The organism is Pseudomonas monachiensis (genome assembly GCF_047345015.1).
In the GTDB taxonomy this organism is placed as follows: Bacteria; Pseudomonadota; Gammaproteobacteria; order Pseudomonadales; family Pseudomonadaceae; genus Aquipseudomonas; species Aquipseudomonas monachiensis.
In genome coordinates, this window is sequence record NZ_CP178857.1 from 4,116,234 (window position 1) to 4,141,404 (window position 25,171).

General features: G+C 61.1%; 20 protein-coding genes and 1 pseudogene. 12 read left to right on the forward strand and 9 right to left on the reverse strand.

Annotated elements, in window-relative coordinates:
* The first annotated feature begins 133 nt into the window (after positions 1–133).
* Positions 134–1,459 carry a tRNA 5-hydroxyuridine modification protein YegQ gene (gene yegQ, locus ACMDB8_RS18530; RefSeq protein WP_056722452.1) on the forward strand — a complete coding sequence of 442 codons (1,326 nt, stop codon included), beginning with the start codon at positions 134–136 and terminating at the stop codon, positions 1,457–1,459.
* A gap of 102 nt (positions 1,460–1,561) precedes the next feature.
* On the opposite strand, the gene ACMDB8_RS18535 is transcribed toward yegQ, so the two are convergent.
* Positions 1,562–2,425, reverse strand: a complete 864-nt coding sequence (locus tag ACMDB8_RS18535) for a LysR family transcriptional regulator (RefSeq protein WP_056722454.1) — start codon at positions 2,423–2,425, stop codon at positions 1,562–1,564.
* Positions 2,426–2,521: 96 nt separating this feature from the next.
* Here ACMDB8_RS18535 and ACMDB8_RS18540 point away from each other — a divergent pair, with 96 nt between their 5' ends.
* The gene (locus tag ACMDB8_RS18540; RefSeq protein WP_056722456.1) at positions 2,522–3,433 is read left to right on the forward strand and encodes a DMT family transporter; all 912 of its coding nucleotides are present in this window, start codon (positions 2,522–2,524) and stop codon (positions 3,431–3,433) included.
* Between the two features lie 157 nt (positions 3,434–3,590).
* Here ACMDB8_RS18540 and ACMDB8_RS18545 read toward each other — a convergent pair whose 3' ends face one another.
* Complete coding sequence (locus tag ACMDB8_RS18545; RefSeq protein ID WP_056722458.1) at positions 3,591–4,301, reverse strand: FadR/GntR family transcriptional regulator; 711 nt, start codon at positions 4,299–4,301, stop codon at positions 3,591–3,593.
* Between the two features lie 280 nt (positions 4,302–4,581).
* On the opposite strand from ACMDB8_RS18545, the gene ACMDB8_RS18550 reads away from it, so the two are divergent.
* The 5 genes from ACMDB8_RS18550 (at position 4,582) to ACMDB8_RS18570 (ending at position 12,914) form a co-directional block, all read left to right on the forward strand.
* Complete coding sequence (locus tag ACMDB8_RS18550; protein WP_409078882.1) at positions 4,582–5,928, forward strand: MFS transporter; 1,347 nt, start codon at positions 4,582–4,584, stop codon at positions 5,926–5,928.
* Between the two features lie 12 nt (positions 5,929–5,940).
* Entirely contained in the window at positions 5,941–7,284 is a 1,344-nt protein-coding gene (gene gudD, locus ACMDB8_RS18555) for a glucarate dehydratase (RefSeq protein ID WP_056722463.1), read from the forward strand.
* 160 nt (positions 7,285–7,444) lie between these two features.
* On the forward strand, positions 7,445–8,554 hold the full coding sequence (gene ampC, locus ACMDB8_RS18560) for a class C beta-lactamase (protein ID WP_409078901.1): 1,110 nt from the start codon (positions 7,445–7,447) through the stop codon (positions 8,552–8,554).
* 139 nt (positions 8,555–8,693) lie between these two features.
* Positions 8,694–9,317, forward strand: a complete 624-nt coding sequence (locus tag ACMDB8_RS18565) for a response regulator transcription factor (protein WP_056722467.1) — start codon at positions 8,694–8,696, stop codon at positions 9,315–9,317.
* 3 nt (positions 9,318–9,320) lie between these two features.
* Positions 9,321–12,914 (forward strand): ATP-binding protein, encoded by a 3,594-nt coding sequence (locus ACMDB8_RS18570; protein ID WP_409078883.1) that lies wholly within the window; start codon positions 9,321–9,323, stop codon positions 12,912–12,914.
* 4 nt (positions 12,915–12,918) lie between these two features.
* Here the strand turns inward: ACMDB8_RS18570 and ACMDB8_RS18575 are convergent, their stop codons facing one another.
* From ACMDB8_RS18575 to ACMDB8_RS18585, 3 genes are all read right to left on the reverse strand, one after another.
* Positions 12,919–13,470, reverse strand: coding sequence for a DUF4174 domain-containing protein (locus ACMDB8_RS18575; protein ID WP_056722469.1), 552 nt, complete (start codon positions 13,468–13,470; stop codon positions 12,919–12,921).
* Between the two features lie 435 nt (positions 13,471–13,905).
* Positions 13,906–14,691 (reverse strand): sulfite exporter TauE/SafE family protein, encoded by a 786-nt coding sequence (locus ACMDB8_RS18580; protein ID WP_056722471.1) that lies wholly within the window; start codon positions 14,689–14,691, stop codon positions 13,906–13,908.
* A 128-nt stretch (positions 14,692–14,819) separates the two neighbouring features.
* Positions 14,820–15,569, reverse strand: coding sequence for a hypothetical protein (locus tag ACMDB8_RS18585; protein ID WP_223541408.1), 750 nt, complete (start codon positions 15,567–15,569; stop codon positions 14,820–14,822).
* Between the two features lie 279 nt (positions 15,570–15,848).
* Between ACMDB8_RS18585 and ACMDB8_RS18590 the strand changes: the two genes are divergently transcribed.
* On the forward strand, positions 15,849–16,670 hold the full coding sequence (locus ACMDB8_RS18590; RefSeq protein WP_223541407.1) for an aldo/keto reductase: 822 nt from the start codon (positions 15,849–15,851) through the stop codon (positions 16,668–16,670).
* A gap of 25 nt (positions 16,671–16,695) precedes the next feature.
* Positions 16,696–17,166, forward strand: a complete 471-nt coding sequence (locus ACMDB8_RS18595) for a DUF1810 domain-containing protein (protein ID WP_056722477.1) — start codon at positions 16,696–16,698, stop codon at positions 17,164–17,166.
* Here the strand turns inward: ACMDB8_RS18595 and ACMDB8_RS18600 are convergent.
* Entirely contained in the window at positions 17,131–19,491 is a 2,361-nt protein-coding gene (locus ACMDB8_RS18600; protein ID WP_162252409.1) for a DNA polymerase II, read from the reverse strand. The two genes, ACMDB8_RS18595 and ACMDB8_RS18600, sit on opposite strands and share 36 nt — an antisense overlap.
* A 330-nt stretch (positions 19,492–19,821) precedes the next feature.
* Here ACMDB8_RS18600 and ACMDB8_RS18605 point away from each other — a divergent pair, with 330 nt between their 5' ends.
* Entirely contained in the window at positions 19,822–20,262 is a 441-nt protein-coding gene (locus tag ACMDB8_RS18605; protein ID WP_056722481.1) for a CBS domain-containing protein, read from the forward strand.
* A gap of 59 nt (positions 20,263–20,321) precedes the next feature.
* Here ACMDB8_RS18605 and ACMDB8_RS18610 read toward each other — a convergent pair whose 3' ends face one another.
* A complete protein-coding gene (locus tag ACMDB8_RS18610) occupies positions 20,322–20,945 on the reverse strand; it encodes a glutathione S-transferase family protein (RefSeq protein ID WP_056722483.1) in 624 nt (207 codons plus the stop codon).
* Positions 20,946–21,206: 261 nt separating this feature from the next.
* Here ACMDB8_RS18610 and ACMDB8_RS18615 point away from each other — a divergent pair.
* A pseudogene (locus ACMDB8_RS18615) lies at positions 21,207–21,482 on the forward strand (hypothetical protein); the annotation flags it as partial.
* An 87-nt stretch (positions 21,483–21,569) separates the two neighbouring features.
* Here ACMDB8_RS18615 and ACMDB8_RS18620 read toward each other — a convergent pair.
* Complete coding sequence (locus ACMDB8_RS18620; RefSeq protein ID WP_056722487.1) at positions 21,570–22,661, reverse strand: DUF1615 domain-containing protein; 1,092 nt, start codon at positions 22,659–22,661, stop codon at positions 21,570–21,572.
* Positions 22,662–22,798: 137 nt separating this feature from the next.
* Here ACMDB8_RS18620 and ACMDB8_RS18625 point away from each other — a divergent pair, with 137 nt between their 5' ends.
* Positions 22,799–24,334, forward strand: coding sequence for an FAD-dependent oxidoreductase (locus ACMDB8_RS18625; protein ID WP_056722488.1), 1,536 nt, complete (start codon positions 22,799–22,801; stop codon positions 24,332–24,334).
* 117 nt (positions 24,335–24,451) lie between these two features.
* Here the strand turns inward: ACMDB8_RS18625 and ACMDB8_RS18630 are convergent, their stop codons facing one another.
* On the reverse strand, positions 24,452–25,162 hold the full coding sequence (locus ACMDB8_RS18630) for a glutathione S-transferase family protein (RefSeq protein WP_056722490.1): 711 nt from the start codon (positions 25,160–25,162) through the stop codon (positions 24,452–24,454).
* Positions 25,163–25,171: the final 9 nt, after the last annotated feature.

The window sequence follows — 25,171 nt, forward strand, 5'->3', positions numbered from 1 at the left end:
AACTTTCGCCTTGATGTTTAGTCCGCCACGGCTCGCGCGAGTGCCATCAGTTTATTGATCAGGCATAGATCCAGGTCAATAAAGCCGTGGCACAGGGCATTTACCCTGTGCGGCTTTTGCGACCGACACTGCCATGAACCTCACCGCGCCTGAACTGCTCGCCCCCGCCGGCACTTTGAAAAACATGCGTTACGCCTTCGCCTACGGCGCCGATGCCGTGTACGCCGGCCAGCCGCGCTACAGCCTGCGGGTGCGCAACAATGAATTCGACCACGCCAACCTGGCCCTCGGCATTCGCGAGGCACAGGCCCAGGGCAAGCGCTTCTACGTGGTGGTGAACATCGCGCCGCACAACGCCAAGCTCAAGACCTTCCTCAAGGACCTTGAACCGGTGATCGCCATGGCCCCGGATGCGCTGATCATGTCCGACCCTGGCCTGATCATGCTGGTGCGCCGGCACTACCCGCAAATGCCGGTCCACCTTTCGGTGCAGGCCAATACGGTGAACTGGGCGAGCGTCGAGTTCTGGCAGCAGCAAGGCCTGAGCCGGATCATCCTGTCCCGGGAGCTGTCCCTGGAAGAAATCGCCGAGATCCGCAAGCAAGTGCCGGCCATGGAACTGGAAGTGTTCGTGCACGGCGCGTTGTGCATGGCCTATTCCGGGCGCTGCCTGCTGTCGGGCTATATGAACAAGCGTGACGCCAATCAGGGCAGTTGCACCAATGCCTGTCGCTGGAAATATTCGGCGCAACCGGCCACAGAAAACACTCTCGGCGAGATCGTGCAGCAGTATCAACCGGAACCCACCCTGGGCATCGGGGCGCCCACCGGGCAGGTGTTCCTGTTGCAGGAAGCCAACCGTCCCGGCGAACAGATGCCGGCCTTCGAAGACGAACATGGCACTTACATCATGAACGCCAAGGACCTGCGCGCCGTGCAGCACGTCGAACGCCTGGCCCACATGGGCGTGCACTCCCTGAAAATCGAAGGCCGGACCAAATCGCACTTTTATTGCGCGCGCACCACCCAGGTTTATCGCCGCGCCATCGACGATGCGCTGGCGGGCCGGGCCTTCGACCGCGGCCTGATGACCGACCTGGAATCCCTCGCCCAGCGCGGCTACACCGAAGGCTTTCTGCGCCGGCATGTGCATGACGAGTACCAGAACTACCAGAACGGCAGCTCGGTCTCGGAGCGCCAGCAGTTTGTCGGTGAACTGACCGGGCAGCGGCGGGATCGCCTGGCCGAGGTCAAGGTGAAGAACCGTTTCGGCCTGGGCGATCACATGGAGCTGATGACGCCCAAGGGCAACTTCCACTTCGATCTGCATCAGTTGCAAAACGCCAGGGGCGAAGGGATCGAGGTAGCGCCGGGGGATGGGCATACGGTGTACTTGCCGATACCGGATGCAGTGGATCTGGGTTTTGGCCTGCTAATGCGAGATATCGGCACACCGTAACCCCCCCTGTAGGAGCTGCCGAAGGCTGCGATCTTTTGACGTTGCCTTTCAAGATCAAAAGATCGCGGCCTTCGGCAGCTCCTACATTGGCTGATCCTGAACCTAGGCAAACTCCTCGCGCAGCATCGCCACAAACGCTTCACGCGCCGGGTGCACCCCGGCGTTTTCGTGCCAGTAGAACAGGTTGTCGACGGCGGTCAGTTCGGGGAATTCAAACCCCACACAGCCGGCGCCTTTGGCGTATTGGTCGAACACGCCCTTGGGCACCAGTGCCACGCCGGCCCCGGCACTGACGCAACCGACAATCGCACCATAACTGGCCAGGCTGACAATCGGCAGCGCCTGGCCCTGTCGCAACAACCAATGCTCCAGCGCCGCCCGGTATGGGCAACCCTGGGGCCACATGAACACGGTCTGGTCTTGCAGATCGCTGACGTCCCGCAGCGGCCCCAGGGAGGTCGAGGCGATCAGTAGCAGCTCTTCGCGGTACATCGGCGTGCGCTTGAGGTGTGAACGCTCGACATCCACCGCCACGATGGCGCCGTCGAGCTTGTGATTGAGCGTGTCGTCGAGCAACTGCCCCCAGGAGCCGGTGGTCAGCTCCAGCGCCACCTGCGGGAAACGCTTGTGGAATTTCGCCAGCAGGCGCGGCAATCGCCCGGTGGCCGACGACTCGATGGCACCGATGCGCAACGGCCCCGAGGGCTCGGCCGACGGGTCGACCGCGCGCTTGGCCTCGGCGGTGAGGGCAAGAATTTTCGAGGCGTAGGCCAGGAAGGTTTGCCCCGACGGGCTGATGCGCAGCCCTCGGCCCTCACGCAGAAACAGCGCGACACCCAGTTCGGCCTCAAGGGCCTTGATCCGTGCCGTGATGTTCGACGGCACGCAATGCAGTAATTCGGCCGCGCGGGCGATGCTGCCGACATCGGCCACGGTCTTGAACATGCGAATCTGTGCCAGCTCCATACATCACCCATAGTGAACGATTAGCGCAGTATAAGTCAGTTGTGGCGAACTATCCGCTTTCTGATACTCGGTGCATCCGCCCACAGGTGCACGACCATGAAGCCGCTCACACCCTCCCCCGTTTCCCCCTGGAAAATCATCCTGGCCATGGCGTTTGTCGTGGCGTGCTGGGGCTATTCCCCGACCGGCATCCATATCGGCTTGCAGGCCTACGACCCCGTGCACCTGGCGCTCCTGCGCTTCCTGCTGGCTTCTGTGTTCATGGCGGTGGTCGCGATGTTCAAGGGCATTCGCCTGCCGAGCCTGCGCGATCTGCCGCTGATGTTCGGTCTGGGTTTCTTCGCGGTGAGCCTGCACCACGTGGCGATCAACTTCGGGCAACAAGGTGTCAGTGCTGGCGCTTCGAGCGTCCTGGCCCAGACCACGCCGCTGTTCAGCACGCTGATCGCGCGCTTCGTGTTCAAGGATCAGGTGAGCCTGTGGCGCTGGGGATGCGTGCTGCTCGGGTTGTTGGGCGTGGTGATTGTGGTGGCGGGCGATCATGGCCTGGGCAGCATTGATGCCCACGGTTTGCTGATCCTGCTGGCGGCGGTGTCCTGGAGCCTCTACTTTGCCCTGCAAAAGCATCACACCGGACGTTACGACGGGCTGACACTGGTGTGTTACACGGTGTGGTCCGGAACGGCGCTGTTGCTGGTTTTCTTGCCCGGCCTGGCAGATCAAGTCGCCCTGGCACCGATGCGCGTGCAGTTTGCGGTGATTGCCCTGGGGATATTCCCCAGCGCCCTGGCGTACCTGGCCTGGGCCTATGTGCTGGCGCATGTCGATTTGAGCCGGGCGACGATGACCCTGTATCTGACGCCGCCGACGGCGATGGTGATTGCATCCTATGCGCTTGGTGAGCGGCCGACATTGATGATCGTGGTCGGCGGGCTGGTGGTGTCGGCGAGTGTGCTGGCGCTGAATCTGGAGCGGCGGGCTTTGGTTGTTAAGGCTGTCAGGGTCTGATCCAGGTTTTTTGCTGCCTGGACTGACGTCTTCGCGAGCAAGCCCGCTCCCACAGGTTTTGAGTCGTACTCAAGCACTACGGCATGCATAAAACCCCTGTGGGAGCGGGCTTGCTCGCGAAGAACGATGACTCGGTGCCACTGAAGAACAGACAACCTCAGCTAGCCGAAAACCGGTCGCGACTGTTGGTCAGGTGCAGCCACATCGCCGCCCGCGCCGCGTCCGGGTCCTGGCGCTTGATGGCATTGAGAATCGCCTCGTGCTCGAGGTTGGCCAACTGGCCGAGCTTGCTCAAGTCCACCGCGCCACGCTCGGCGGCATTGACCCGGGTGCGCGGGATCATTGCACTGCCCAGATGCTGCATGATTTCAGTGAAGCAAACGTTGCCGGTGGCTTCGGCGATCAGCAGATGAAAACGCCGGTCCGCTTCGACACAGCTGTCGTTGTTGGCCAGCAGGCTTTGATAGTCGTCCAGCGCTTCACGCATCTGCGCCAGTTGCAGGTCGGTACGGCGCGTTGCCGCCAGCGCCGCCGCCTGTGTTTCCAGACCCATGCGCAACTCCAGAATGCTGCGCACCCCCAACGCGGTATCGACATTCAGCCGCAGCCCCTGCTCCGGCGCGCGCTCGATCACGAACGTGCCAATGCCGTGCCGGGTTTCCACCAGCCCCGAGGCCTGCAACTTCGAGATCGCCTCGCGCACCACCGTGCGACTGACCCCGTGCTCCTGAACGATGGTGTTTTCCGAAGGCAACTTGTCACCGGGCAACATCTGGCCGAGCAGGATGCGCTGGGTCAGTTTTTCGACCAGGTCATGGGCCAGGTTGTGGCTGCGCTTGCGGGCGGGTACTTCGAGGTCTTCTTGCATGGGGGTGTCCGGAAATCAGGGCTATCGAATCGTAGCATCGCGCCGGGCTGGAATCCTGAAAAATCTCGCTCAACTTGTATGACAACACTCAACAAGCAGCCCATATCGAGTCGCTTCGATGACCGTAAAGCACCACAAATAGAATAAAAAATCTCGGGATATGCGCCATTTCATTGGACAAACGTGGTTGCAAGATCAAAAAATCTAGTTGTATGATGTCTAGCAACAACGCAACACCCAGCTTCACCCCGCATAAAAATAACGAGTGGGAGAAAACGCAGTGAATACATCCATCTCCGGGATGCACGACGACGCCAATTCAGCGCTGAAGTCCGCCATCGCCAAAGTCAAACGTCACGTCTTGCCGCTGTTCGTCATCATGTTCATCGTCAATTACATTGATCGCGTGAACATCGGTTTCGTCCGCGCCCACATGGAACACGACCTGGGCATTGGCGCGGCCGCCTACGGCCTGGGTGCCGGTCTGTTCTTCATCGGTTATGCACTGTTCGAGGTGCCCTCCAACATCCTTCTGCAGAAAGTCGGCGCGCGTATCTGGCTGACCCGGATCATGCTGACCTGGGGCCTGGTCGCCGCGGGCATGGCGTTCATCCAGAACGAAACCCACTTCTACATTCTGCGCTTTCTGCTAGGCGTGGCCGAAGCCGGGTTCTTTCCCGGGGTGATCTACTACTTCACCCGCTGGTTGCCCGGCGTGGAGCGAGGCAAGGCGATTGCGATTTTCCTCAGCGGCTCGGCGATTGCCTCGCTGATCTCCGGCCCGCTGTCCGGGCTACTCCTGCAAATCAGCGGCCTGGGCATGCACGGCTGGCAATGGATGTACTTCATCGAGGGCATGTTTTCGGTCGGGTTGTGCGCCTTTGTCTGGTTCTGGCTGGACTCAAAACCCCATGACGCCAAATGGCTGAGCCGCGAAGAGCAGGACGCGCTAGTCAAGGCCATCGACGACGAACAACTGGCCCGGGAAGCCGCCACGCCGATCAAGCCGTCACTAGGCAAGTTGCTCAAGGATCGCCAGATCATCCTGTTCTGCCTGATCTATTTCTTTATCCAGCTGACCATCTACGCCGCGACCTTCTGGCTGCCGAGCATCATCAAGAAGATGGGCGACCTGAGCGATGTCCAGGTCGGGCTGTTCAACTCGATCCCGTGGTTGCTGTCGATTGTCGGCATGTACGCCTTCGCTTCCCTGTCGGCCAAATGGAAACACCAGCAAGCCTGGGTTGCCACCGCCCTGCTGATCGCCGCGGCCGGGATGTTCATGTCCACCACCGGCGGGCCGGTCTTCGCCTTTGTCGCCATCTGCTTTGCAGCACTGGGCTTCAAATCAGCTTCGTCGCTGTTCTGGCCGATTCCCCAAGCCTATCTGGATGCGCGCATTGCCGCTGGCGTCATCGCGCTGATCAACTCGGTGGGCAACCTCGGCGGCTTCGTTGCGCCGACCACTTTCGGCCTGCTGGAAGAACGCACCGGCTCCATTCAGGGCGGGCTGTACGGCCTGGCCGCGACCTCGATCATCGCCGCCATCATCGTGTTTGCCGCCCGCAACAAACCCAAATCCGCGCCTGCCGTCGAATCGGCCAAAGCTGCGCCACGTCACGCCTGAAAGGATAAGAAAATGACTGCACAAGAAATCGCCAAGGCCCCGATCATCACCAGCATGCAGATTGTTCCGGTGGCCGGCCACGATGGCATGCTGCTCAACCTGAGCGGCGCCCACGGCCCGTTTTTCACTCGCAACATCGTGATCCTCAAGGACAACGCCGGCCATACCGGCGTCGGCGAAGTGCCGGGGGGCGAGCGCATCCGCCAGACCCTCGAAGACGCACGCAGCCTGGTAGTCGGCAGCCCAATCGGCACCTACCAGAAGATCCTCAATCAGGTTCGCCAGACCTTCGCCGACCGCGATGCCGGTGGTCGCGGCTTGCAGACCTTCGACCTGCGCATCACCATTCACGCCGTCACCGGCCTGGAAGCCGCATTGCTCGACTTGCTCGGCCAGCACCTGGACGTACCGGTGGCCGCCCTGCTCGGCGAAGGCCAGCAGCGTGATGAAGTGAAGATGCTCGGCTATCTGTTTTATGTCGGCGATCGCAACGAAACCGACCTCGCCTACCGCAGCGAACCGGACGCCGACAACGACTGGTTCCGCGTGCGGCACGAGAAAGCCATGACCGCCGACGCGGTGGTGCGCCTGGCTGAGGCGGCTCACGCCAAATATGGCTTCAAGGACTTCAAGCTCAAGGGCGGTGTGCTCAGCGGCGACGCCGAAATCGAAGCGGTCACGGCCCTCGCCGAGCGCTTCCCCGATGCGCGCATCACCCTCGACCCGAATGGCGCCTGGTCACTGAAAGAAGCCATCCGCCTGTGCCGCGATCAGCACCACGTGCTGGCCTATGCCGAAGACCCGTGCGGGGCGGAAAACGGCTACTCGGGACGCGAAGTCATGGCCGAGTTCCGCCGGGCCACGGGCCTGAAGACCGCGACCAACATGATCGCCACCGACTGGCGGGAGATGGGCCACGCGATCCAGTTGCAGTCGGTCGACATTCCCCTGGCCGACCCGCACTTCTGGACCATGCAGGGCTCGGTGCGCGTGGCGCAGATGTGCCACGAATGGGGCCTGACCTGGGGTTCGCACTCCAACAACCACTTCGACATTTCCCTGGCAATGTTCACCCATGTCGCGGCAGCCGCGCCGGGCGAGATCACCGCCATCGACACCCACTGGATCTGGCAGGACGGCCAACGCCTGACCAAGGCCCCGCTGCAAATCGTCGACGGCTGCGTGCAGGTGCCGCAGAAACCGGGGCTGGGGGTCGAACTGGACATGGATCAGGTCGCCAAGGCCCATGAACTGTACAAAGGCATGGGCCTGGGGGCCCGGGATGACAGCGTGGCGATGCAGTTTTTGATTCCCGGCTGGAAGTTCGATAACAAGCGTCCGTGCCTGGTGCGTTGAATCGGCAAGTGCGTTGAATCGAAGGTTGCGCGTGGCCGCCTGTTGGCGGCCAATTTTAAAAAGCGCTCGGAGCATGGCGCTTCACGCCCTAAAATGACGCGCAACTGAATCAACGACGGATGAAACCAACATGGACAGGCTGAAAAACATCGCCGCTTGCATGGCGATATTCGCCGCGGGCCAATGCGTTGCGCAGGATCAAATCGAGACAGTGGTGAACGCCGCTGTACAGCCGGTGATGCAAGCCGAGGGAATTCACGGCATGGCCGTGGCGATCACCGTCAACGGCCAGGCGCATTACTTCAACTATGGCGTCGCCTCGAAAGAAGCCGGCAACCCCGTCACCCAAGACACCCTCTTCGAAATCGGCTCCGTCAGCAAAACCTTCACCGCCACCCTCGCCGCCTACGCCCAGGCCACGGGCAAGCTGTCGCTGTCGGACAAGGCCAGCCAGGTCCTGCCAGCCTTGCGCGGCAGTGCGTTCGACCAGATCAGCGTGCTGCAACTGGGCACCTACAGCGCTGGCGGCCTGCCGCTGCAATTCCCCGCTGAATATGATTCGGCCGACAAAATGCTCAGCTACTACAAGCAATGGAAACCGCTCTACGTTCCCGGCAGCCACCGACTGTATTCGAACCCCAGCCTCGGCCTGTTCGGCTACCTCGCCGCGCAAAGCATGGGCCAACCGTTTGATGACCTGATGGAGAAAACCCTGCTGCCAAAACTCGGCCTCAAGCACACCTATGTGCACGTGCCGCAGGCTCAGATGGCGCTGTACGCCCAGGGCTACAACAAGGACGGCCAACCGGTACGGGTTACTCCGGGGGCGCTGGATTCCGAGGCGTACGGGGTGAAAACCAGTGCCGCTGACTTGCTGGCCTACGTCGGCGCGAACATGAAGCCGACGTCTCTGGAAAAACCATTGCAGCAAGCCATCGCCTTGACCCATAGCGGTTACTACACCGTTGGCGGTATGACCCAGGGCCTCGGTTGGGAGATGTATCGCTACCCGATCACACTGGATCGCCTGCTGGACGGCAACTCTACGCCAATGGCCATGCAGGCCCATGAAGTGCAGTGGCTGAACCCGCCACAAGCACAGCCGCAGGACGCGCTGATCAACAAGACAGGCTCAACCGGTGGTTTTGGGGCTTACGTGGCGTACATGCCATCGAAGGACATTGGCATTGTGATGCTGGCCAACAAGAATTATCCCAATGCAGAACGGGTCAGGATTGCTCATCAGATTCTGAGCGCCCTTACCCGGTAAGACCGCCCCGCCTTGCATACCCACATAAACCAAGTAGGATTCGCGCCTCTTTTTTGCGTCACCTGGCCACGCATCAGGTCTGCCGAATCCTTTGGGGGGGTGGCGGGACTATGCTGAAACAGGACATGAGGATTGATCCATGAAGGTGCTGTTGGTCGATGACCACGCTGTCGTGCGCATGGCGATCGGAATAATTCTGGCCCGTGAAGGCCATGTCATCGTCGGCGAGTGCGACAACGGTGTGGACGCGTTGAGCAAGGCCTTCGAGCTCAAACCCGATGCAATAGTGCTCGACCTGGATATCCCGCAACTCGATGGCATGGCGGTGATCGATCGCCTGCGCATCGGCGGCAGTCCGGCTCATGTCCTGGTTCACACGGGGCTGAAAAGCCAGTCGTACGCCGCGCAATGCATGCGGGCCGGTGCAGCAGGCTTTCTGTCGAAGGCCGATGACCCGGTGGAGATCGTGACGGCACTCAAGGCGCTAGCCAATGGCAAATCCTGGTTCCCGGTCGGTACGCTCAAGTCGGTGCGCCACAGCGATTTCGCCCGCAACGATGTGCAACTGCTCAGCGGCATTACCCGGCGCGAACTCAAGGTGTTGCACGGCCTGGCCCAAGGCCTGAGCAACAAGCAGATCGCCGACGATATGTTGTTGAGCAACAAGACAATCAGTACCTACAAGACCCGCCTGATGCAAAAGTTGAATGCCAGTAATTTGCTTGAGTTGATCGAGTTCGCCAAACGCAACGACCTGGCCTGACCCATGAATCGACTGGTCCTGCGGCTGTCGGGAGTGCTCGGTCTGATACTGGTGGCCCTGAACGCCTGCGCCGATCCCCTGATGCTGCTCAGCCGTGCGCCCACGAGCGACATGAGCCTGTCGCTCAACACGGCGCAGCGTCAGTGGCTGGAGCAGAAGGACGTCTTGCGCGCCGGCGTTTATCTGCCGGACCGTCCGCCACTGGACATCACTGCCAACCAAAAGGACTACGAAGGTCTTTCAGCCGACTACCTCGACTGGCTGGCGCGAGCCTTGGGCGTACGTGTACGCGTCGAACGCTATGCCAGTCAGGCCGATGCGTTGAGTGCTTTGCAACGGGGCGAAATCGACCTGGTGCCGCGGATCAATCACCTGGAAACGCAGTACAGCGACCTGCGCCTGAGCGCACCCTATGCCTACGACCAGGCCGTGCTGGTCAGCCGTTTCGGCACGCACTGGATGAACAATGAACTGCCGCCGGGAACCACGGTGCTGTTCGATCCGGACTGGATCCAGCAGGATCGGGTAATCTCGCTGTTTCCCGACCACCCGGTGCAAACCGTCGATTCGACCCAGCACGGCCTCGGCATGGTGGCCTATGGCGAAGGCATGGTGCTGCTCACCGACGCGATTTCCGCACAGTACCTGCTCGAACGCAGTTACCAGCAGAGCCTGAAACAGACTGTCCAGCGCGATTCCGAAGGCCTGGGCTTCAGTTTTGCCATGCAGCGCCAGAACACCCGGCTACTGACCCTGCTCAACAGCGCGCTGGCAACCCTGTCGCCCCAGGAACGCGTGGTCATTGCCCGCCACTGGGGCATTGGCGCCAACCCGGGGCTCGGCTACAAGCGCTTGCAGTTGACCGCCACCGAGCAGCAATGGATCAAGGACCATCCGCAGATCGAAGTGCTGGCCAACGACCTGTATTCGCCCTTCAGCCTGTTTGATTCCCACGATCAGATGCGCGGCATGGCGGCGGATCTGCTGGAGATGATCAACAATCGTACCGGCCTGGTGTTCCGCCCGCGCAAGATTTCTTCGGTGCAAGCCATGATCCGCCGCACCGAACGCGACCCGCCCGCTCTGATTGCGGCACTGACGTACAGTGACCGGCGCGAGGAACGGCTGGCGTTCTCCCGGCCCTATATGATCAACCCGTTCGTGCTGGTCACCCGGGTGCAGCCTGAACATGAGGGCCTGGTCCGACTCAAGGGGCAGTCCGTGGCGATCATCAAGGATTCCGCGGCGGCCAACTGGCTGGAGCGCGAATGGCCCGACATCAAGGTGGTCGAAGTCGATACACCGATCGAGACTTACGAATTACTCGCCGAAGGTCAGGTCGATGGCGTGATTCAGCCACAACTGGGCGCCGGCTACCTGATCGACCGGTTCTTCCGTGGCCAGTTGCAGATCGATTCGGTGCTCGGCGCGCAACCGGCGCTGATCGCCTTTGCCAGCGGCAAACAGAACGCCGAACTGGTATCGATCCTCGACAAGGCGTTGCTCGACATCTCGCCCGATGAATTGAGTGGCCTGGCGAGCCGCTGGCAGAACCCGCAGCAAAGCCACGGAGGCTGGAGCGCCTACAAGAACTGGTTCTTTCGGGCAGTACTGGGGATGGTGCTGGTGCTGTTGGTGGTGCTTGCCTGGAACTTCGGACTTCGCCGGCAAATCGCCGAACGCCTCAAGGCGCAAAAAGCCTTGAACGACCAACTGGAATTCATGAAGGTACTGGTGGACGGCACACCGCACCCGATCTATGTCCGCGATCGCAGAGGCCTGCTGCTGACCTGCAATCGTGCCTACGTGCAAACGATGCAGGTCGAGTTGGATCAGGTGCTGAACAAAGGCTTGATCGAAGCCGATATCCTGCCCCTCGACGACGCCCACAATTACAAGCGGATTCACCGTACGACCCTTGAGAGCGGGGAGCCGTCCTTCGACAACTTCACCATGACAGTCAAGGGCCAGAAGCGCCACGTCTACCACTGGGCACTGCCGTACCGCGATTCCAATGGCACCATGACCGGCGTCATTGGCGGCTGGATCGACCTGACCGAGCAACACCACCTGCAACACGCGCTGATCCAGGCCAGGAAACAGGCCGAATCGGCCAATCGCGGCAAAAGCCATTTCCTGGCGGTCATGAGCCACGAGATTCGCACGCCCATGAGTGCACTGGTGAGCGTGCTTGAATTGCTGCGCGAAAATCAGCCCGAACAGAATGCCGATGCAGGACTGATCGACATCGCGCAGAAATCCGCCAACGGCATGATGGAGTTGATTGGCGAGATTCTCGACCTGTCGAAAATCGAGTCGGGGCAGTTTGAGTTGCGCAGCACCAGCAGCTACCCGCAACGCCTGGCGCGCACGGTGTTGCAGAGTTTCGCCAGCCTCGCCCAACAGAAAAACCTCGCACTGGAGTTTGTCAGTCATGGCCCGGACCTCACGGTGCAACTTGACGCGCTGCGCTTTCGGCAAATCCTGTCCAACCTGGTGAGCAATGCCATCAAATTCACAACACAGGGTACGGTGACCGTCGAGCTGAGTCTGAGCAGCGATACGCCGTTCGCCCACCTGCAACTGGTGGTGCGAGACACCGGTATCGGCATGGACGAACAGCAACGCCAGCGCCTGTTCCAACCCTACACCCAGTTCGCCGACCAGGACTGCGAATTGCAGACCGGTACCGGTCTGGGCCTGGCCATCTGTCAACAACTGACCCAACTGATGGGTGGCCGCCTGGACTGCACCAGCACCCCGGGCCAGGGCTCGTGCTTTACGCTGACGCTGCAGGTGACACCCGTCAGCGAAGGCGACGCACCCTCGCCCATCGATACCGCGCCATTACCACCGCTACCGCCGCTCTACGTGCTGATTGTCGAGGATCACGAGTTCAATCGCGTGGTATTGCAACGCCAGCTCGAATCCCTGGGGCTGCGTGTCACCTGCGCCGAAAACGGCCTGGAAGGCTTCAATCTCTGGCGCCAGGACAGGTTCGATTACCTGATCACCGACTGCAGCATGCCGCTGCTCAACGGCGACAAGATGACCCGCCAGTTGCGCGCCATCGAAGTGGCCGAAGGTCGCACGCCGACCCATGTGGTGGGGCTGACCGCCAATGCCCAGCCAGAGGAAATCCAGCGTTGCCTCGAAGCCGGGATGAACGCTTGCCTGTTCAAGCCGCTCACGCGTAGCGCGCTGGAACGTTACCTGCACGAGTCCGAACGGACGCGCCAGGCCAGCGAGCCGTGCTTCGACCTGTCCAGGGTCACCGACATTACCGCTGGCGATGCGCTGATGAGCCGCCAGTTGTTGACGACCGTGCTGCGTACCAACCAGGAAGATTTCGACGCCATGCAGGAACTGTTTCGCGCGGGCGACTTCCGGGCCATGGGCCGGCGTTGCCACAAAATCCTTGGCAGCGCGCGGATCATCCATGCAACGCCGTTGATCAGGGCCTGCGAACAGCTGGAGTCAGGTTGTGAGGCAACGACCACCCAACAGGAAGTGCATCGTTTGTTCGAGGCCTTTGCTCGCCAGATGAAGCGTCTGCAGACGCACACTCAGTGCGTCATCGACAGCGATAGCGTGTAGGACATCAATCATCCGGCATTTCAGGCGGTTTGGCGGGCTTGGCCGGCTTGCTGGTTTTTCCGGGCTTGGCGCCTTTGGCCGCCGGCTCGGCTTCAGTGACGGGAGCCGCCACGGTCGCTGTAAACTCTTTCTCGGCCGCCGGCAACTGATCGACAGCGCTGAAAATCTCGTCCAGCTTGAAGGCGTCCGATTGCTCAAGTTTCTTTTCGCCGTCCTTGCCGACCAGAATCACCTTGGTCTTGGCGCCGGCACCCAGTTTGAGCGAGCGGATCAGCGCCGCCGTGTCCTGTGGCCCCAGGTCCTTGCCGTCGCGCTGGCCCATCAGGTTGAGTACGGTGTAGAGCACCATGTTGCGGTCGGTGAAACCCTTGCGGTTGGCCGGCTCATCCAGGGACTTCTTCAGGCTGGTCCAGGCCGGATCAACGGTGCTTGGAGCGATGACAATCAGTGGTCGGGCCCTGCCCTTGTCCATGTCCAGCGGTGAGTCGCCATCGGCGGCGAACGAGGTGCCAGCAATCGCCAGCAAGGTAGCCAGGGTCAGTGACCTGATGAGCATGCGCATCTCCTTTTGATATCCACGCTCTAATGATTGCGCATCGCGGCGATCGTTCCGGGTGACGTACCGCAATATTTTTCGCCTTGCCCCAAGCTTAGGTCAGGGCGGTCATTGCGCAACAGGCTGGGCTAATCTGAAGGCTCATGACAACCCGCCGATCCGTGGTCGGCCGAGCCTGGCGAGCGCCAGGCAGGCCAATGATCAGGCGGGAGGACGGCGGGTGTGCCTGGGAGCTGAACATCAACCTGCCGAATACCGCCAACATCCAGGTAGGAGCTGCCGCAGGCTGCGATCTTTTGATCTTGATCTGACATTTCTGCACACACCGCATGATCCGCAACAAGATCGCAGCCTGCGGCAGCTCCTACAGGATCCGGTTCATCCCGCCAAACGGGTAACCGATCCAGAGCTCCCACAGGGCATTGCGGGCAGGAGTTAAAACGCCAGTTTGTAGCCGATCAACAACAGCATGGTCGCCAGGCAAGGGCGCAGCAGTTCGTCGGAGATGCGCCCGGTCAGGTGGCTGCCCAGGTAAATCCCCGGCAACGAGCCCACCAGCAAGTAACCCAGGACGTGCCAATCCATGTTGCCCATGCTGGCATGGCCAAGGCCCGCGACCAGGGTCAGCGGCACCGCGTGGGCAATTTCAGTCCCCACCAGACGGCGGGTCGGCAGCATCGGATAGAGAATGAACAGTGCCACGGTGCCCAGTGCGCCGGCGCCGATGGACGTCAGCGCGACCATCGTGCCAAGGACGAGTCCGGTGATGACGGTCATCACGTTCAAGCGCAGTCCGCTAGGGTTGTAGTTGCCGCCCGCACGTTTGTGGGCGAAGTCGAGCAGGCGCTTCTTGAACAGGATCGCCAGTGCCGTGGCAAACAACACAAAACCGAGGGCCTGCTTGATGATCGCGTTCATCGCCTCGGGGGCGCTGTGCAGGGTGCTGAGGAACCACAGCGTCAACGCCACCGCGGGCACGCTGCCCAAGGTCAGCCAGCCGGTAATCGCCCAGTCGATGTTGTTGTTCTTGCGGTGAACCAGTACACCGCTGGATTTGGTGATGGCGGCGTACAGCAGATCGGTACCGACCGCCGTCGCCGGGTTGATGCCGAACCAAAGCAGGATCGGGGTCATGAGCGACCCGCCACCTACGCCAGTCATGCCGACGATGAAGCCGACAACCAGCCCGGCAACGACCAACCCGATGTTCACTAAATCCATGAATACTTCCACAAAGATCGCAGGGGAAATCTGGCCCGCAGCATAGCGATATTTCTTATAACCAGTTATATCGATACGATCTATCTTTATACCATGAACTCAATTCCCACAAGGAATATGTGTCGTGCTCACTGCACCGGCAGGAAATTCAGGAACAGCAGGCTCTGCGCATAGTTCAGGCCGATGCGCCGGTAGCGTTCGTCGAGCATCTGGGTCAGCAGGTCCAGCCGGGCGACGATTTTGCCGAACTCCACGGCAAAGCTCAGGTTGCTGCCCTCCTCCGAGATTTCGTTGGAGAACAGCAAGGGCTGGCCTTCTTTGTTCTGTCGCTGACTGAGGATCCAGGTGGCGATCTCGATGTTGCGCGCGGCATTGCTGACGAATACCGGGTTGATCGTATCGGTCATGTAGAACTCGAGGCGATTGCCATGGGCGGTCACCAGCATGCTGCCGATGGCATAGATGAACGCCCCGACCCGGTCGCCGAGAAACTCCGGACTCATGGCAAAACGCAGGGCCGCGAGGTCCTTTTTGCCGCCCAGAGTCGGTAGTGGTTGCTGCAGTTCGATGGCCATGCGCACTTGCTTGCCGGCGGTGCGGGCATCGAGGAAACCGGATTTTTTCAGTTCATCGGGGTTACGCAGGTAAAGCTTGCTCATCAGCAGGTAAAGGCTGTCGAGGTTGTCGCGCATGGTCAGGGTGGCCATGCGGTCGACGCTGGTCTGCAGGAACTCCTGGGGTTTGCCTTCGCGCATCTGGTCGATGATGTCGCCGCCCTGTTGCTGGCTGCAACCGGTGACGAAGGACATCGACAAACCTGCCAGGAGCAGGCAATGACGGCGGATTTGAGTAGTGATCGCGGGTGACACTCGAGCCATGGGTTCTTGGACTTGGGCATGGGCCAGCGGTGGGGATCGCCGCGGGCTGCCATGGATAGAGCCGGACATTTCGAAAAAGTGCAGTATCGGGTGGCACCAATCGATCACTGGCAGGGGAATGTTCAAAGAAAAAACGGATCAGAAAATCATCAGGTCGGTGCACACGCCGTGTAGGAGCTGCCGCAGGCTGCGATCTTTCGATCTTGAACAATCAAAGTCAAAAGATCGCAGCCTGCGGCAGCTCCTACACTATTCACCGAGTACACACAGGAGGTTTGCATGCGCACGCTTGAACTGGCAGGCACCAGGGTCCCGGTCATCGGCCAGGGGACCTGGCAGATGGGAGAAGACCGTTCACGGCACACGGAGGAAGTCGCGGCACTGCGCCTGGGCATCGAACTGGGCATGACCTTGATCGACACTGCGGAAATGTACGCCGAAGGCGGCGCCGAGGAAGTGGTCCGCGATGCCATCGCCGGCCAGCGCGACAGCGTCTTTCTGGTCAGCAAGGTGTACCCGCACAACGCCAGTCGCCAGGGCATTCCCCAGGCTTGCGAGCGCAGCCTGCGCAGGCTAGGCACCGAGTACATCGATCTGTATCTGCTGCATTGGCGCGGCCAGTATCCCCTGGAAGAAACCGTCGACGCCTTCGAGCGCCTGCGCGAAGCCGGCAAAATCGGCCGTTGGGGCGTGTCCAACTTCGACCTCGACGACCTGCTGGAACTGGACGCCCCGTCTTGTGCCACCAATCAGGTGCTCTACAACCTGGAACAACGGGGCATAGAATTTGATTTACTGCCATGGGGCCAGCAACGGCGGTTGCCGGTCATGGCTTACTGCCCGATTGGCCAGGGCGGTAAAATGCTCTTCGACGCCACGCTCAAGCAGGTGGCCGCACGGCACAGCGCCACAACGGCACAGGTGGCGCTGGCCTGGATACTGCGTCAGGAAGGCGTGATCGCCATCCCCAAGGCGGTCCGACCCGAACATGTACGCCTCAACGCCCAAGCCGCCACGTTACAGCTTGAGCCCGGGGACCTGGAGGCGCTGGACCAAGCGTTTCACGCGCCACAACGCAAACAGCGGCTGGCCATGGTCTGAACCACCGCAGTCAGAGAGCTTCGCCATGAGAAGCACCGACCACCTGGACCCGTTCGATCTGCAACGCTTTCTCCAGGCTCAGGACCCGGTATTCGACCGGGTTCAAAACGAGCTGAACAACGGACACAAGCGCAGTCACTGGATGTGGTTCATTTTTCCCCAGTTTGCCGGGCTCGGCGGCAGCGAGATGTCGCGCCGCTTTGCCATCCGCTCGCGGGAGGAAGCCCTGGCCTACCTTGAGCACCCGTTGCTGGGCGCCCGGCTACGCACCTGCACCCAGGAAGTACTGAACATCCGGGAACGCTCGGTAGCGGGGATTTTCGGTCATCCCGACGACCTGAAGTTTCATTCCTCGATGACCCTGTTCGCCCAGGTCGCCGACGCCGATAGCCTTTTCCAGCAGGCCTTGAACCAGTACTTCCATGGCATCCTGGATGACTGGACCCTGTCGCTGATGGACTCAAAACAGGCCCAGTTGCCCACCAATCAGGGTTGAGAAGTCGTCGTCGACAAACGGCAGTATCGCGTCCGCCACCGGTTGCAGCTGCCGGGTGATGTAGTGGTCGTAATCAATGGGCGCGCTGCGCACTTCCAGCGGTTCAGGACCGGCGACGGTGATCACGTAGCTGATCCAGCCACCGTTCTGGTACTGGCGCGGGCGCCCCTGCCGGTCGTTGTACTCGTCGGCCAGGCGCGCCGCGCGCACATGAGGCGGTACGTTGCGCTGATAGTCATCGAGGGTACGGCGCAGGCGTTTGCGGTAGATCAGCCGGTCATCGAATTCACCGGCCAGGGTCTTGCGCACGTAGTCACGCACATAATCCTGGTAGGGCTTGCGCAGGAAAATCCGCGAATACAGCTCCTGCTGGAATTGCCGGGCCAGCAGCGACCAGTCGGTGCGCACGGTTTCCAGGCCTTTGTAGACCATTTCGTCGCTGCCGTCGTCACGGGTGACCAGCCCGGCGTAGCGCTTCTTGCTGCCTTCTTCGGCGCCGCGAATGGTCGGCATCAAAAAGCGCTTGTAGTGGGTTTCGTACTGCAATTCGAGAACGCTCTGCAGGCCGTACTCCTGCTGCACGTGCTCGCGCCACCACTGATTGACGTGCGCCACCAGCGCGTGGCCGATCTGCGCCGCCTCCTGCTGGCCATGGGCGCGACGCAGCCAGACGAAGGTCGAATCGGTGTCGCCGTAAATCACCGCATGCCCCTGGGCTTCGATCAACTGGCGGGTGCGCAGCATGATTTCGTGCCCGCGCAAGGTGATGGACGACGCCAGGCGCGTGTCGAAGAAGCGACAACCGCTGGAGCCGAGTACGCCGTAGAAGGCGTTCATGATGATTTTCAGCGCCTGGGACAGCGGCGCGTTGTGTTCGCGCTTGGCGGTTTCCCGGCCTTCGGCCACCCGGGCGACGATGGATGGCAGGCAATGTCGGGTGCGGGAAAAGCGCGCACCACGAAAACCCGGCACCGACTCGCTGTCGTCCGGGTGCTTGAGCCCTTCAATCAGCCCCACGGGATCAATCAGGAAGGTGCGGATGATCGACGGATAAAGGCTTTTGTAGTCGAGCACCAGCACCGATTCGTACAGCCCCGGCTGCGAATCCATGACAAAACCGCCGGGGCTGGCTTGCGGTGGCTTGCCACCGAGGTTCGGCGCCACGAAACCCTGACGGTGCATCAGCGGCATGTACAGGTGCGTGAACGCCGCCACCGAACCGCCCATGCGATCGGCCGGTAAACCAGTGACGCTGGCCCGCTCCAGCAGGAAGGTGAGCAACTCGGTCCTGGCGAAAATCCGTGTGACCAGTTCGCAGTCCTTGAGGTTGTATGTGGCCAGCGCCGGTTTGTCCTCGGCGAACATGCGATTGATTTCGTCCATGCGCTGGTACGGGTTGTCGATGGACTTGCCTTCGCCGAGCAAGGTTTGCGCGACGTTTTCCAGGCTGAACGAGGGAAAACTCCAGGTCGCCGACCGCAGGGCCTCGATACCGTCGATGATCAAGCGGCCAGCGGCTGAAGCGAAGTAATGGTTGCCGCTGCCGTGTTCGCGCCACTGCATTTCCTCGCCGCCACGCCCCAGCTTCAAGGGCACCGCCAGGCGCCGGGCGTGTTCGTGGAGCACCCGCAAGTCGAACTGCACGACGTTCCAGCCGATGATCGCGTCGGGGTCGAACCGGGCAAACCAGTCGTTGAGTTTTTTCAGCAGCAGGGTTCGCGAATCGCAGTATTCGAGCTGGAAATCCACCTGGCTGGCATCGCCATTGGGCGGACCGAGCATGTACACCTGACGCTCGCCGCAGCCTTCCAGGGCGATGGAATACAACTCGCCCTGGGCGGTGGTCTCGATGTCCAGGGACACCAGTTTGAGGTTCGGCCGGTAATCGGGATCGGCTTTCATCTGCGCATCGAGCAGCAGGCCCTCGGCATTCGCCGTGCCACTGAAACGCACCGGCGCGGTAATGAAGCGTTCCATCATGTAGCGTTCCGGCGGGCGCACATCGGCTTCGAACACCTCGACCCCAGCCCGGCGCAGCGCGGTTTCCAGGCGCATCAACTGGCCGTGTTGCTGGCAATAGAGACCGAGGACCGGGCGATGTTCGAAATCCTGCAGGGCCAGGGGCCTGAGCTCGACGTTCTTCTCGTCATGCAAAATGCGTTCGGCGGGCTCGCGCTGCGCAGCGGGGATGAACGCCACCGACGGTTGATGAGGCAGGCGGATACGCCGGGGACCGCTGTCGGTCGCCAGCCAGAATTCGACTTCCGTACCGGCAGGGGTGTCGCGCCAATGCCGGGTCAGGACGAAGCCCTGCTGTAGATCCACCACTGCAAACCTCGAAACTGATTCAGAGGGTGATTCTACCCGTCATCCGTCGCGATAGCGCGTTTGCCGCCGGTCTACCAGGCAGACACCGACCCTGTGGGAGCGGGCTTGCTCGCGAAGGGGCCATAACATTCAACATCTTTGTTGGCTGACAGTCCGCTTCGCGAGCAAGCCCGCTCCCACAGGTAAGGTGCTGGCCCGAAATGTGAGGTTTGCCAAAGAAAATCCGGCAAATGACGTTTTTTGCGTGTTATCTGCCGCATTCGCCCTTGCCCTGAACGCTCGCGTCTACGATTCTTCAAGAACAACGACAACACCCGAGTAACCACCATGAAAACCGTCGCCCAGCTGCTCAAGCTCAAAGATCAGAAGAATCAGGAAGTCCACCAGATCAAACCCGACCACATGGTGCTCGAAGCGCTAATGAAGATGGCCGAGAAAAACGTCGGCGCCTTGCTGGTGGTAGAGAATGAAGAAGTGCTGGGCATCATCAGCGAACGGGACTATGCGCGCAAACTGGTGCTGCACGGCCGCTCTTCGGTGGGCACGCCGGTGCGCGACATCATGGTGTCTCCGGTGATTACCGTTGACACCCACCAAACCGTGGAGACCTGCCTGGGCATCATGTCCGATAAGCGCCTGCGTCACTTGCCGGTGGTCGAAGGTGGCAAATTGATCGGCCTGCTGTCGATCGGTGACCTGGTCAAGGAAGCGATCGCCGAACAGGCTGAACTGATCAAGCAGCTGGAACAGTACATTCGCGGGGAATAGTCGACACGCCGAGGATCCCTTGTGGGAGCAGGCATGCTCCCACATTGGGTTTTGGGAGTTCAGGCCGGCCAATGCCGGGCGAACACCGGTGCCAGTGCCGGGTGGCGGTCGATTCGTTCCAGCCAGGCGAAAAACCCCGGCCGGGCGTTGCGCAAATGCTCACGACTGCCCGCCCACCGTGAGATCACCGCCGCCAGCACATCCAGGGCTCCTGGCTTCTCGCTGCCCAGGTACAACTCGCCCGAGAACTGATCGGCAAACACCTCCCAACTCCAGTGCAGGCGCCGGCGGGCGCCCTCCATGAGGTTCTGCCTGGACAACTCATCCGCCTCGGCCAGCCAGCGCTCGGGGTAATCAATGATGCCGATGGCCGCATAACAATTGCTGACGATGTACGCCATGCCGCGAATGGCCTGGCCTCGCTCGGCTGGATCCTGCGGTAACAACCCCGATGCGGGAAAGGTCAGCCCGAGGTGGATCAGGATCGCCGCGCTCTCGGTCAGGACAGCGCCATCGGGCAACTGCAAGGTTGGAATCTGTTTGAGCGGGTTGAGCTTCTGCAGCGCCTGGGCCGCCTCCGCGGACGACTCGACATCGATGAAGCGATAAGGAACATCGCAGAGTTCAAGTGCAGCCTCGATGGCCGCTGCGCCAGAGTTCTGATGGCCGTAGAGCTGGTACATACACGTCTCCTTGCATACCGTGACCTCTGCCGGGCCACATCGACCGTCGCGGCAGAGGAACGCGCCAGCTAACCAGTGTAGAAGCCACCACCCACCACACAGCGATCATCCGACGATCGCACCATCACGCTCACCAGGGGTGTGCCGCAAGTCCTATCATTGCCGTCGATGTTCACCATCACTTCAATGAAGTTCTCTTAAAAAATCCCCGGCGTAACATCTGCTCCATACCAACCCATAAGCACCCCGGAGCACACCATCATGAAACGCCAGACCCTCCTCAGCATCGCTTTCTCGGTTTTCGCAGTTAACGCTTTCGCCGCAAACTCCGCTCAACCTGTGGTCGCTGAAGGCGGCTCGGATCGTCTGATTGAAAGCCGTGTGGCCGAGGGTGGTTCCGATCGCCTGATCGAGAATCGCGTGGCTGAAGGTGGTTCGGATCGCCTGCTGGAAAACCGCGTCGCTGAAGGTGGTTCGGACAAGCTCCTGCAAAACCGCGTCGCCGAAGGTGGTTCGGACCGCCTGATCGAAAGCCGCGCTGTCTGAATGCAGTGCCTGAACGCAGGACTCAATGAAAACCCGGCCTCATCCGCCGGGTTTTTTATTCTCTTTGATACGGCGCGATTACTGCACTGCCCGTGCCATGCAGCGCTGGTAGCGTTCATCGACTCGCTTGGCAAACCACGCAGTGGTGAGCTTGCGGGTGATTTTCGGGCTTTGTAGCACGATCCCGGGCAACACTTCGCGGGGTAACGGCCGGCCCTCGGCCCGTTCGGCCAGTTCGAAAACCCGCCGATAGAGCTTGCTGTCTTCGAACGCCAGGGTATTCCCCTCTTCCAGTTGGTCGCGGATCGTCGGATTGCGCATGTCCAGTTGCTTGCCAAGGGTACGCACGGCCAGCTCCGTGGTGCCGGGCATGATCGAACCGTAGCGCACCAGGTCGCCATCCAGCGCCAACGGGATACCGGAAGCCCGGCTCACCGCGTTCTGGAACGCAGCGTTACGGCTGGCGTACCAACCCGCGTTGAAGTCCGCAAAACGGTACAACGGCAGTGGGTAACTCACCGGATAGCCGAGCAGATGCGCGATGCCGAAATACATGCCGCCGCGCCGGGTGAACACTTCATGACGAATAGAGCTCTTCACCGGGTACGGATAGCCCTTGGCCTGCTGTTCGGCAAAATCAATGCTGACTTGCATCGGTCCGCCGGTATGCACCGGGTTGAAGCCGCCGAACAACTTCTTGCCCATTGGCACCATGCCGATGAAGTCGTCGAAAACAGCGCTCAGTTCCTTTTCACTGCGCGCGGCATTCAGGCGACTGCTGTAGCTTTTGCCATTCGGCGAATCGAGCATTAACGCACCGCTCACCAGCAGGCCGGGAATGTGCGCCTTGGCGGCACGGCGGTCGATCTCTTCGCGGGCGATCTTGCCCAGGCCCGGTACGCTCGGGTCGACCTGAAAGGTCGACTCCTGTTCGGTCACGGCCAGCACCGAGCACAGGTTTTGCGTGGTCGGCGAGATGTCTTGCGCGGTAAACGCCACCTGGATATCCGTGGCCCAACCCTGGGGATCGGCGGCCTTGGCCGGCAGTAAACGTACAATCTCGGCCTTTACTTCGGCCGGGCTGCGGGCCGCCGGTTCCTGGGTCCGCTGGCTGCCGCAACCGGCCAATATCAGCAACACGGCGACGCTTGTGATCAATCTGATTTGCATGTCGTTCCATCTAATCCGTTTGTCCGGGCCAACCATACGACCAATGGCAGGTCAGCGGCTACGTCCGTGGCAGCCCGACGGTTGTCGCCCTCCCCGACTGGACCATACTTGATTCACACAGCGAAGAGGACAGGCTCATGCACCGCAGCGACGTGTTGATCATCGGCGCCGGCCCCACCGGGTTGGTCCTGGCGTTGTGGCTGAGCAAACTCGGCGTGCGCGTGCGGATCGTCGACAAAACCTCGGCCCCCGGCACCACGTCCCGGGCGCTGGCCGTCCAGGCACGGACGCTGGAGTTGTATCGTCAGCTCGGACTGGACACCGCCGTGGTGCAACACGGCCATCAAGTAAAGGCCGGCAACTTCTGGGTCAAGGGTGAGCTCGTGGCGCGCCTGCCCCTGTCCCGGATTGGTGAGGGCCTGACCCCCTACTCGTTTCTCGAGATCTTCCCCCAGGACGAACACGAACGGCTGCTGATCGAGCGCCTGGAAACCTTCGGCATCACGGTGGAACGCAACACCGAACTGGCAGGCTTCGAGCAAACCGCAGACGGCATCACGGCCACGCTGCTCCTGCCCGACGGCCAGCAGGAAACCTGCCAGGCCTGTTACCTGGCCGGGTGCGACGGTGCCCGGTCGATTGTGCGCAAGACCCTCGATACCGGGTTTCCCGGCGGGACTTACCAGCAGATTTTCTACGTCGCCGACGTGCAGGCCAGCGGCCCGACATTCAACGGCGAACTGCATGTGGATCTCGACGAGGCGGACTTCCTCGCCGTGTTCCCGCTGGCCGACAGTGGTCGTGCCCGCCTGATCGGCACAGTGCGCGACGAGCGCGCCGAACACGCCGAGACCCTGCGCTTCGAGGACGTCAGCAGCCGGGCCATCGAACATATGAAAGTTCAGATCGAGCAACTGAACTGGTTTTCGACCTACCGCGTGCACCATCGGGTGGCGGATCACTTCCGCAAGGACCGGGCGTTTTTGCTGGGTGATGCCGCCCATGTGCACAGCCCGGCGGGCGGCCAGGGCATGAACACCGGGATTGGCGATGCCATCAACCTGGCCTGGAAACTGGCGGCCGTGTTGAGCGGTGGTGCCGAGGCCAGGCTGCTCGACACCTATGAAACCGAGCGCATTGCCTTTGCGCGCAAACTGGTGGCGACCACCGACCGGGTCTTCACGTTCGTCACCGCCGACGGGCCGATTGCCGATTTGCTGCGTACGCGCCTGGCCCCGTTCTTGTTACCAAAAATGACATCGTTCGAAACCTCCCGCCAGTTCCTGTTTCGCACGGTGTCGCAGATCACCCTGAATTATCGCGCAATGCCGCTGAGTACCGGCGTTGCCGGGCACGTGCATGGCGGCGATCGCCTGCCCTGGGCCCATGACGGTGAGGGGGATAATTTTGAGTCGCTCAAGTGCCTGACCTGGCAGGTGCATGTCTATGGCGACACCAGCGACGAGATGATCGCCTGGTGCCACGAGCACCATCTGCCGCTACACGTGTTTGACTGGCGACCGGCGTTCGAAGCGGCGGGCCTTGGGCGCAACGGCTTTTATCTGTTGCGGCCCGATACCTATGTGGCGATTGCCGAAACCTGCTCGGACCCGAAAGTGATCGAACGGTATTTCCGCGATCACGGGATCCGGCCGTTTTTTGGCACGACCTGATTCAACACAGATCAAAATGTGGGAGCGGGCTTGCTCGCGAATGCAGTGTGTCAGTCAATACATCTGTCACTGACACTCCGCTTTCGCGAGCAAGCCCGCTCCCACAGGGGATGGGGTTCAACCTGAAACGGGGCTCGGAATCTGCAACCCGCGCACCACCGCCGGCCGCGCCAGGAAACGTTCCAGTACCCGCGTGACGTTAGGGAAGTTCTGGATGCCCACCAGATCGCCCGCTTCATAGAAACCGATCAGGTTGCGCACCCATGGGAAGGTGGCGATGTCGGCGATGGTGTAGCGCTCGCCCATGATCCAGTCACGCCCTTGCAGACGGCCGTCCAGCACCTTGAGCAGGCGTTTGCTTTCCTCGACGTAGCGGTCACGGGGACGCTTGTCTTCGTAGTCCTTACCGGCGAATTTGTTGAAAAACCCGAGCTGGCCGAACATCGGACCAATACCGCCCATCTGGAACATCAGCCACTGGATCGTTTCATAGCGCGCTGCCGATTCCTGGGCCAGCAGTTGTCCGCTCTTGTCGGCCAGGTAGATCAGAATCGCGCCCGATTCGAACAGCGCCAGTGGCTGGTCGTCCGGACCGTGGGGGTCGAGGATCGCCGGAATCTTGTTGTTGGGATTCAGGGAAAGAAATTCCGGGGACATCTGGTCGTTGGTGTCGAAGCCTACCCGGTGAGGCTCATACGGCAGGCCGATCTCCTCGAGCATGATCGAGACCTTGACGCCGTTGGGGGTCGGCAGGGAGTACAGCTGAATCCACTCCGGATACTGGGCAGGCCATTTGCGGGTGATGGGGAATGCGGACAAATCGGTCATGGGCGGGAT